This window comes from Gluconobacter sp. NFX36, assembly GCF_049887835.1.
Classification (GTDB): domain Bacteria; phylum Pseudomonadota; class Alphaproteobacteria; order Acetobacterales; family Acetobacteraceae; genus Gluconobacter; species Gluconobacter japonicus_A.
Genome location: NZ_JAGEKJ010000031.1, coordinates 1 through 9,415, shown reverse-complemented (window position 1 = coordinate 9,415; position 9,415 = coordinate 1). Strand labels below are relative to the sequence as shown.

12 protein-coding genes and 1 pseudogene are annotated in these 9,415 nt (G+C 53.6%); 6 read left to right on the top strand and 7 right to left on the bottom strand.

The genetic code is table 11. The features are described from left to right. Window positions 1-184 precede the first annotated feature (184 nt). Window positions 185-517, bottom strand: a complete 333-nt coding sequence (locus J4P41_RS15320; protein ID WP_025860481.1) for a YciI family protein — start codon at window positions 515-517, stop codon at window positions 185-187. Between the two features lie 115 nt (window positions 518-632). Here J4P41_RS15320 and J4P41_RS15315 point away from each other — a divergent pair, with 115 nt between their 5' ends. Continuing rightward, on the top strand, window positions 633-1,526 hold the full coding sequence (locus tag J4P41_RS15315; protein ID WP_207854941.1) for a LysR family transcriptional regulator: 894 nt from the start codon (window positions 633-635) through the stop codon (window positions 1,524-1,526). 58 nt (window positions 1,527-1,584) lie between these two features. Here the strand turns inward: J4P41_RS15315 and J4P41_RS15310 are convergent, their stop codons facing one another. Next, a complete protein-coding gene (locus J4P41_RS15310; protein ID WP_041240784.1) occupies window positions 1,585-2,331 on the bottom strand; it encodes an SDR family oxidoreductase in 747 nt (248 codons plus the stop codon). Between the two features lie 149 nt (window positions 2,332-2,480). On the opposite strand from J4P41_RS15310, the gene J4P41_RS15305 reads away from it, so the two are divergent. Continuing rightward, window positions 2,481-3,395, top strand: coding sequence for a helix-turn-helix domain-containing protein (locus J4P41_RS15305; RefSeq protein WP_048845216.1), 915 nt, complete (start codon window positions 2,481-2,483; stop codon window positions 3,393-3,395). Between the two features lie 19 nt (window positions 3,396-3,414). Here J4P41_RS15305 and J4P41_RS15300 read toward each other — a convergent pair whose 3' ends face one another. Beyond that, window positions 3,415-3,897: a DUF2938 family protein gene (locus tag J4P41_RS15300; RefSeq protein WP_048845217.1), complete on the bottom strand. Its 483-nt coding sequence runs from the start codon at window positions 3,895-3,897 to the stop codon at window positions 3,415-3,417. Window positions 3,898-4,000: 103 nt separating this feature from the next. Between J4P41_RS15300 and J4P41_RS15295 the strand changes: the two genes are divergently transcribed. Next, window positions 4,001-4,453: an Rrf2 family transcriptional regulator gene (locus J4P41_RS15295; RefSeq protein WP_082666660.1), complete on the top strand. Its 453-nt coding sequence runs from the start codon at window positions 4,001-4,003 to the stop codon at window positions 4,451-4,453. A 76-nt stretch (window positions 4,454-4,529) separates the two neighbouring features. Here the strand turns inward: J4P41_RS15295 and J4P41_RS15290 are convergent, their stop codons facing one another. Then, window positions 4,530-5,456: an aromatic alcohol reductase gene (locus J4P41_RS15290; protein WP_426067791.1), complete on the bottom strand. Its 927-nt coding sequence runs from the start codon at window positions 5,454-5,456 to the stop codon at window positions 4,530-4,532. A gap of 66 nt (window positions 5,457-5,522) precedes the next feature. On the opposite strand from J4P41_RS15290, the gene J4P41_RS15285 reads away from it, so the two are divergent. Beyond that, window positions 5,523-5,975, top strand: a complete 453-nt coding sequence (locus J4P41_RS15285) for a winged helix-turn-helix transcriptional regulator (RefSeq protein ID WP_426067790.1) — start codon at window positions 5,523-5,525, stop codon at window positions 5,973-5,975. Between the two features lie 288 nt (window positions 5,976-6,263). Here the strand turns inward: J4P41_RS15285 and J4P41_RS15280 are convergent, their stop codons facing one another. Further along, on the bottom strand, window positions 6,264-7,115 hold the full coding sequence (locus J4P41_RS15280; protein WP_426067789.1) for an NAD(P)H-binding protein: 852 nt from the start codon (window positions 7,113-7,115) through the stop codon (window positions 6,264-6,266). A gap of 130 nt (window positions 7,116-7,245) precedes the next feature. Here J4P41_RS15280 and J4P41_RS15275 point away from each other — a divergent pair, with 130 nt between their 5' ends. Continuing rightward, complete coding sequence (locus J4P41_RS15275; RefSeq protein WP_007284623.1) at window positions 7,246-7,608, top strand: winged helix-turn-helix transcriptional regulator; 363 nt, start codon at window positions 7,246-7,248, stop codon at window positions 7,606-7,608. A 307-nt stretch (window positions 7,609-7,915) separates the two neighbouring features. On the opposite strand, the gene J4P41_RS15270 is transcribed toward J4P41_RS15275, so the two are convergent. Beyond that, window positions 7,916-8,047 carry a hypothetical protein gene (locus tag J4P41_RS15270; RefSeq protein WP_426067788.1) on the bottom strand — a complete coding sequence of 44 codons (132 nt, stop codon included), beginning with the start codon at window positions 8,045-8,047 and terminating at the stop codon, window positions 7,916-7,918. A gap of 272 nt (window positions 8,048-8,319) precedes the next feature. Between J4P41_RS15270 and J4P41_RS15265 the strand changes: the two genes are divergently transcribed. After that, complete coding sequence (locus tag J4P41_RS15265; protein ID WP_426067787.1) at window positions 8,320-9,300, top strand: SIR2 family protein; 981 nt, start codon at window positions 8,320-8,322, stop codon at window positions 9,298-9,300. Here the strand turns inward: J4P41_RS15265 and J4P41_RS15260 are convergent. Beyond that, a pseudogene (locus J4P41_RS15260) lies at window positions 9,289-9,415 on the bottom strand (IS481 family transposase); the annotation flags it as partial. The gene J4P41_RS15265 and the pseudogene J4P41_RS15260 overlap by 12 nt on opposite strands.

Sequence of the window (9,415 nt, the reverse complement as noted above, 5' to 3'; positions counted from 1 at the left end):
GGCCAGCCGCTCTTCAACATCAAAGAAACCAGGCTGCTTCATCTGCCATCATCCCCAATCAACGCAGGAGAGATGGAATCACAGAGGAACCCTCAAATCCAGAAGGTTTTTCGAACCCTCCAGATCGTTCACAATCCCAAGGCTCTCTTTTCGTTTTTATTTCTTAAAAAACACAGCGCTGTCGTCATGAAGGGAAAAGAGATTTCAATTCTTGCGGGAGTTTGCCTGTTGCATGGTTTGACAGGCACCCGAATAGTGGGTCCCATTCTTCAATGCGCAGATCACAAATCAAACCTTCGGATGCAAAGGGATCACCGGCAATCATCGCGTCAATCTCTTGCCGATTGGCGCCTTTCATAATCAGAAAGCCGGAGCGCAATGAGGTCCCTTTCAACGGACCGGAGGCCAGCAGGCTGCCTTCCTGAATAAGGCGCCTGAGATACAACACGTGTGCTGCGACATGCTGTCCCCATCCCTCGCCGTCAGGGTGGTCCATGCGCACAAGATAAACAGGCATTTCGAAAGTCTCCACCAGAACTGGACTTGCCAATCACTCGAAGCTTTCAGCATATTCCTCTTTTTTGCTGAATAAATTGTCGATATGATACATCAGTCACAACTGAGGATGATGAATGCTTGACCGGTTAACCAGCATGAAGATTTTTATCAAGGTCGTGGAATTAGGGTCCTTTGCTGCGGCCTCCCAGTATCTGACTTTGTCGCCGCAGATGGTCGCCAAGCATATAGAGGCTCTGGAGCATCACCTTGGTGCTCGCCTGTTGCATCGAACGACACGTCGGCAAAGTCTGACTGAAACAGGACGCCTCTATTGCGAGCAATGTCGGCTTGTTCTGCAGGCTGCTGAACGAGCTGACAGTCTGGCAGCCAATACGCTTGGCACACCCCGCGGCACATTATCTGTCAGTGTACCCGTCACTTTCGGGCGAACAGTATTCCTGCCATTTGTTCGTAATTTTCAAAAAAGATACCCAGAAATTCAAGTCCATTTGTCACTGACAGACCAACTGATTCACCCCACAATGGACGGTCATGAGGCTGTGATCCGAATTGGTGAACTTGAGACGGACCTTACAGTGGTCAGTCGTCCTTTGACGGCCTATCGTCGGGTCATCTGCGCAGCTCAAACCTATCTGGAAAAACACGGTTTTCCAGGGCAGCCCGAAGATCTGATGCGCCACGAGTGTCTCGTGTATGAAAATTCCGGCGGTCCTGTAACGACCTGGCACTTTTCTCAAGGCAGCGTTACGCGGCCAGTCACCGTCTCCGGGCGGATAATCAGTAATGATTCAAGTGTTCTGCATTCTGCAGCACTCGCTGGCGATGGCATTCTGCTGGGTTACGAGCAGGCCCTGCTTACAGATATTAAAAGCAAACGGCTTGTCCGGCTTATGCCGAGGTGGACAGTTCCGGACAGACCCATGCACCTGCTCTATAACGCAGGTCCTGTTATGACACCAAAGCTGCGGGTCTTTGTGACCGAGCTTCAAGAGGCTTTCCAGCCTTAAGCCTCTTTTCGACGGTAGGGTGCCTGCCTCCTAAGCTCAGTTGGCGATCAGTTTCTGTTCACCATCCCTGTTCAGTCGGAAGAACAAACAATTCTGCAACATCCATACGTGCAGGTGATTTCAGAGCAAAAAGAATACTGTCTGCTATGTCCTCGCCTTCGAGAAAGGTCATGGACGCTGCAAGATCATCCATCTGCTTGCGGTAATCAGCATCTGTAATGTGGTCATAAAGCTCTGATTTTACGGCTCCCGGCTGAATGCAGGTAACGCGGATATTATGCTTTGGTCCGATCTCCATTCTGAGGCCGTCTGAAAACGCTGTTACCGCAGCCTTGGTGGCGCAGTAAACGGCGAGACCCGTAAAGACTTTCCGGCCTGCAATCGAGGACATGTTGAAAATATGGCCCGAATGCTGTGCGATCATCTGCGGAAGAACGGCTGCCGTTGCATTAAGAACACCAGATATATTGACGTCCACCATCTGCTGCCATTCGTCCACTTTCAGGCTGTCAACGCTGGATAGGGGCATCAGGCCCGCATTGTTGACCAGAACATCAATCCTTCCAAATTGGGCGATCAAGCTCTTTGCCGCTTCTTGACACGAGACAAGATCAGTAACGTCCGTCACCAGAGGAATGGCTCGACCGCCAGCCTTGGTAATTTCACTAACAAGCGTCTCCAGGCGATCATGACGACGTGCCGCCAGGCCGACTGTCATTCCTTCTGCTGCAAGTTTGCGCGCTGTTGCCGCACCAATGCCACTGGATGCTCCGGTCACCAGAGCAATTTTTCCTGCAATATTCATAATCTTCTCCACACGACGAGCCTTCAATCGGCCTTAATTGTCGAAGGAGGTGTAAATTATGCCAGAAGATATCTCGCTTGGCTTCTTGCTGAAACTATTGCGATTTTGCGCTATAGATAGTCGCGCATGGAAATGAGAGAGTGTAGCGGATGGTTTTATCCTGCCTTCCTTCTCGGCGTGCTGCCAGTTTGACACTGGAGCAACTTCTGCCCGGGGAGAAAGTCGCGCAAAGTGATGGGGATGTCTGGAAGGATGTTGACGTCCAGATATTCACTCGCCCGGTACAAGAAGACGAAATTCTTGTGCCTGCCGTCGCAGAACCCTTGCTTGTCTGGGTTATCCGCGGAGAAGCAAATGTCGAAGAGCGTGAGCTGACAGGGCCTTGGGAACAGAGCAAGGCAAGAGCAGGAACATTTTACCTCACGCAGACGGACACACCCTATCTGATGCGTTGGCAGGGCAAGGGAGGCACTTGTTTTGAAGTGTTGCATCTTTATCTTGGACTTGAGCTTGTCGATCGAGCTGCCATGTCATTAAATCTGAATTCATCCCGTATTCGAATGCGGGATGTTTCGGGCGGGGAAGATGCTTTTATATCAGGAATTTTGAGTGGCCTGATAGCTGAAATGCAATCTTCCGTTATTGCAAATCCCTTATTTGTAAATGGCCTTCTGGAAAGTCTGACAGTTCATCTTTTAAGACAGTATGCTGATGCCAGAGCTAAGATAAAGCGACGATCCACTCTCTTGCCCACATGGAAACTGCGTAGAGTTCTTGATCATATGGAAGCACATCTGGCTGAACCATTCGATTTGGATTGTCTTGCTGCTTTGTGTGGCATGAGCCGTTTTCACACCAGTCGCTCATTCCGTACAACCACGGGACAAACCCCCTCTGATTGGTTCATGCAGCGCCGCGTCCAGAAAGCATCAGAAATGCTTCGTAAGACCAATCTTTCCATTATCGAGATTGCTTTGGAGATCGGATACAACAATCCAAGTCACTTTGCTCAGGTCTTCCGCAGAGTGACAGGTGTCAGTCCTCGTGATTATAGAAAACTATAATCACGATATGAATAATGTTTTAGAAAAGACCTTGGTAAAAAAGTTCACCTAAATACAGTCCCATTCCAAAGACAGCATGAGCGCTTATACTGAGGAATAGTCCTTTTTCAGGATTGGGGGCTCTAAGCCCGAAAAAACCGCCGCCCAGAGCAGGTTTCATAAACAGAAAAGGGGCTAAAAGGGTAACAAGTCCGAAGAGTAGACCATTTAGCAGTGTGGGGACTGTCTTTGCTATAACCACCACAAAACTGAGGTACAGTGCGGCATAAACAGCACCAATCAGATAATGAAATGCCCAGCCGACAGGTGCCTCTCCTTTCAGGGAGGGTCTTTTTCCAATCATTGGGTCATAGATCCTGCCATCGCGCCACCCTATGACCCAGCGGCCGGTGACAGGCCAGTTGGCTGCAGGAATTCCAGTCAATGGTTTCTGGGCCTGTTGCCAGATATCGGATGCAGCAGTCGCCACGACGCCGACTGTCAGAATTTCGAGCAAATTCATACAGCATGTCCTCGAAGTAAGAGTGTTCGCACGCACTTTCATGTCACTTTTCGAGTTTCATGATATACTGACGAAATTACACTCTAGCAACACATGAAGTTACATGAGACAAGATAACAGATTATCCTGTGTGCTCCACGTACTCCTGCATATGGCAGAAGCAGGTGGTCCCATGACGTCAGAAGCTCTGGCTCGCGCCCTTAACACCAACCCCGTGGTTGTGCGACGTCTTATGGGCGGTCTGCGTGAGCATGGATATGTACACTCCGAAAAAGGACATGGCGGCGGGTGGACGCTTTCATGCCAGTTGGATCAGGTAACGCTGCAAGATATTTACGAGGCTCTTGATGCTCCAAGATTATTCGCCATAGGGAACCGGAGTGTGGAGACTGAGTGCCTTGTCGAAGAAGCCGTTAACCACGCCATGAGTGGCGTCCTTGCGGATGTTAAGGCCCAACTTCTCGCGCGTTTTGGCCAGATTACACTTGCAGCACTTCATGCTGACTTCCATCAGAGGCTAGCAGAACGGCATGCTCCGGCGACGCTCTGCAAGTAAACTAAGGGGGCGAATGGCTAGGATTGATGCAGACCTTGTGTCTCCCGGAATTCAGATGTCGCAAACAGTGAGATGTTTACGCTACATGACGTTGCTGGTGTTTTAGCCAGGCTATGGCGTCGGTCACCTCAATGCCCTGTAAAGCGTTAAAAGTCCGAACCTTGTCCCAAGCCACGCCCGTATCGCGTGCGAAAGCAAGACGGTATTTCCGTATTCCATCGTCAGGGTGTGCAGCGACTTCTGCGCGTAGCCAGTCGATTTCCCACAACTCCCGAGTGACAGGGCGGCTGAGATAGTGCTCCATCTTTCCGGCGAGCTGAGCGTAGGAAAACGTATCCCCGGCAACGTAAACCACCTCGTTCTGGATCGGCGGTTTATGGGCGAGGATGCTCGCTGTAAGTCGTCCTATATCTTCGGAAGTGGTCACGGTCAGGCGGTTATCCCAACTGCCGAGTGCGCGAACCTTGGCACCTTGAAAATCCACCAAACCGAAAGCTGGCTCAAACAGAAAGCTGGTGAAAATTCCTGTCGAAACGATTATCCATCGGGTCGCAGATTGACCGCGCAGCATGTCCCTTACGTCTGATTGCTCATCAAATACTGGCTGCCCGCTGCCACGTCCAACAACATCGTAATCGACACCAAACTGCCACGGCACATAACAGTCCACCCCAGCCTTCAGGACGGCACTGGTAATTTTACGCTGTGTACCGGGACCACCAACAAACCCGGTACAACATATAATCGTATTGAACTTGGCGAAGAGGACGGAGAGGTCCTCCACCGTTTCCGTCGCAAGATCAGCATAAACGATCTGCAGGCCTTTTTGCTTTAATTGTCGCGCAATATCCGTCCTGGAGCTTCCGCTTGATGGTCTGAGAAGAACGCTGATCGATCGGGCGCATTCCGGTTTCTGTTCAAGCAGGCCGGTGATGACGGCCTGACCAAGCTCTCCGGCGCCGATGACAAGGGTTTCAATGACAGGGGTCTTCATCGCTGGCATCAGGAATTCCTTCTGGTTATGAAGTTAAAATAAGACGCGATGCGGGAAAGCGAAGAAGGTACACGAGTGATACCGTTCGATAATCTGGACTTCGATGCCGTGATGGCTCAGTCGCAGGCAGCCTGTGCTGCTCTCAGTGACAACGATGGCGGGTTGAAGCGAGAAGTGCTTGCGCATGCCGGCAACAGATGGTCACTCGGTATTGTCCATATTCTTGGTGTTGCTGGTACTCTGCGACACGCAGAGCTGGCGCGGCGGCTTGATGGGGTTACGCAGCGTATGTTGACGCGTTCTCTTCGTCAGTTAGAACGCGACGGTCTTATTATTCGCCATGATTACGGTGAGGTCCCGCCACGGGTGGATTATACTCTCACTCCGTTGGGAAAGGGGCTGCTCGTAGGAATGATGCCTCTTTGGCGGTGGATTATTGACAACGCTGCGGCATTCAGAACGGCACGCGATCGGTTCGACAGTGAGAGGAATAGCACTTTCGTTGAGTCTCGTGACGGTCTGAATTAGCAACAGTGTTTAAGCGGCGGAGCTAATGCGCCATGGCACTCCGCTTTTGAGGATAGCGTTGGTGATTGTGACGAGAGGCCGCTCAAACACAGTTGCTAGCCGCCCCGGACGCCATAGCCCTGGAAAGCCATCTGGTCGAGTGCCCTGCAACGCCGACATCCAGTTGGACCTGACCTCCTGTTGAACTACGCCACCAGCGTGGTCATGTACCCGCAATTCCAAGCCTACTTGCACCGGTGGCGCGGACCTCCGTCGAATGGCGCAGCAAAGCACCCAGCAAGTGCGGTGCTACGACTGCCCCAGTCCTCCGGCGATACTCGCCAGAATTTCGGCTAGGGAACACGGCGTGCCTCCGGTCAAACGCACGATGTCACCGCTGACGATGTCGTAGGCGCCACGCGCCTGCCGCGCCTTCATCGATACCACGGCATCGGCAACCACGTCAGGCAGACCCGCTTTGAGCAACCCGGCTCGCAACACCTCGGCGGGCATAACGTTCAAGGCAAAGGGCCGCTGGATCTGCTGCGCGACCAGTCTGCAGACCGCTTCGCCACGCAGGGCTTCAGAGCCTGTCAGCTGATATATGGCGCCCTCGTGGCCCTCGCTGGTCAATGCGGCGGCGGCAGCTTTGGCCACGTCGCCGCGCGAAACGAAACTGACGCGGCTGTCCTCAAGCATCGCAAGCCCGCCTGCCGTCAAAGACATCCGCACCTCTTCGACCAGCGTCTCGGAAAAATAGCTCATACGCAGTATCGTCCATGCGGGGATCGCGCTCTTGATCAACGCCTGCTCACTGTGCCAATACGCCGCCCCAACGGCGGACTCCCCCTCACGCTGCGTCCCGGTTGCCGACAACAGGAAGACGTGACCGACCTCGGCCTGTGCAGCGGCATCCACGGCCGCCAACATCTGGCGCGAACGAATCCCCGGCCGCAGATCAGCCCCCGGAATCAACAACAGGCGATCCAGGCCCTGGTAGGCCGCCACCAATGTCTCGGATTGGTCGTAGTCTCCTAAGCGACCTGCGTAGTTTCGATCGGTGTTGGGGGTGCGCGAAATCGCCACCAAGTTTTCGGCCGCAACCGTTTCCGCCAACGCCTGAACAACTGCGCTACCGAGCTGGCCGCTGGCACCGCTCACACCTATTTTCATCATCAGATTCCATGGTTATTTATGGTTCTTTAGGATAAATTTGTTCCTATAAGCTAACAAGTACGCATGAATTCATGCGTCAAGAACACCCAGGTTCCTGTCGCCCCAAGGAGTAGCAATGGAAAATGTAGAAGCTGAATGTCGCGGCCTAGCAGAGGTGATTGCACGCATTGGCGACAAGTGGACGGTCATGGTCTGTGGCCATCTCTCAGAAGGCACCCATCGTTTCAATGCGTTGAAGCACCGCATCCCCGGCATCTCGCACCGGATGCTGACCATCACTCTGCGCGGGCTCGAACGCGATGGACTGGTGGCTCGCAAAGCCTATGCTACCGTCCCGCCGAAGGTTGAGTACTGTCTGACCCCATTGGGGCAAAGCCTGACAGGACCTCTGGCAGCCCTGGCAAGTTGGGCACGCGAGAACCGGCCCGCCCTTGAACAGGCCCGCGCCGCATTTGATCGTCGTGCCGCGCAGGACTGAACTGGCGTTGAGGTGTGATGAAGCGCGCCGTCAATCAGCGGGGCATGCGGGGCATCATTCCATCAAGTTGAACCACTTAACCATGCGCTCGCTCAGGTGTTTGTCCAGAGATGTCGGTTCATTTTGCTACAGTATAATTACCAATATGCGCAGCATCGTGAGGCACATGAGCGGAAATTACTGGCAGACGGGAACAACGGTGACGGCATACGCGAGTATGTCGGACTTGCCACGCGCACATGTCCGGTTTTGGAAATCTTTATCGCGCCTTGTATGTCGAGGATGAAGGCGAAACCGGCAAGTCCGCTTAGCGCGTGACAAGCAGACAGGCTGCTTTCGCCTTCAAGGTAGACATCAAAGTGGTGATGGCAGTTGCCCGGAAGCCGACATTGTCGGGCGAACCGCGATAGACAGAGTTTGGGCCTGAGTCGCCATCCATGGCGCCGTTACCTAAACTGTTTAGTCCCGGGACTAAACACGTAGCACGCGATACAGACAGACAACGGCCACCAATCGTCTATTTCCACTGTGAAGCGTATCGAGCACATTAGCTGGCTATATACTCGTCACATTAACGAACCACCAAGTATTGTTCCCGACCCGAATATTCTTCAAAATATTGGTGGAAACAGCACTCGGTCACGCTAGGCGTGATGTGAAGGGGGAACCTTGCCGACGGCGTCAACTATTACGATCGCGGAAACGCTCGACTTGCTCGACGGTCCGCAGAAGAGTTTTTCTGCGGGTTTCCAGGCTGGGCAATACGCCCTCTGGCTGGGATCGGGCATTTCGCGGGACCGCGTGGTCGGGTTGGACGGTGTGCTGTCTACGCTGCTCGAGAACCTGCGTCTCCGCATCACCGGCGGTGACTGCGAGCACCATCGCGCGTTCGACAGTATCCTCAGCCTCGCCGACCTATCTTCTGCCGAGAGAGCGCGTGCCGACTTCTCTCAGCCGGTTGGGTCATGGCCGATCCACGATGCACTGATTGACCGGCTCTGGAGCAAGTACTCGAAGGTGCTGGGTACGGAGGTTCAGGGGCGGCCCTTTGACTACCTACTGTGGGACGTCCTCGAGTTCGCTGCGACATTTGCCGCGCAGAAGGCCGACGCGGAACACCTAGCGATCGCCATGCTGGTTCTCGAAGGTGTGGTGACCGATCTTGCTACGGCCAACTGGGACGGCTTATTGGAAGCGGCAATGGTTGAACTCGGTCGGCCGAACGAGACATTCCGCGTTACCGTCACCGGGGCAGACCTGCACGGACCGCCGGGGATCGGGACGTTGTACAAGTTCCACGGCTGCGCGAACCGGGCAATAGCGAGCGAAGCCGAGTATCGGCCGCTGCTCGTAGCGAGGGAAGCAGCCATCACGCATTGGGCGCAGAACCAGCGATTTACACAGATACGGGAGCAGCTCAAGGCACTGATTGCTCGTTCAAGAACGTTGATGATCGGCCTCTCCGGGCAGGACACCAACATCCAGCAACTGTTCGGCGCGAATGGTTGGGCCTGGAATTCCGTCCCGGCGCCGATCGTGTTCGCTGCCCAGGAGCTCTCAGATGGCCAGAAATCTATCCTCGAGGGTGCATACCAGGGCGAGTATGAGGCCAACCGGGACCAGATTCGAACGAGTGCCACCTTGCCTGCCTTCGCAAAACCACTGTTGCTGGCGCTGCTACTAGGTGTTTAGTCCCGTGGTTTGATGGGTTGGATTAATGATGAATCTTTCTGGCTCTGAAGTCCATATTTTGCAGACATATTCGTAAGGTGTGAGGCCACTGAGGGTCTTGAGTCTTCGCCCGAAA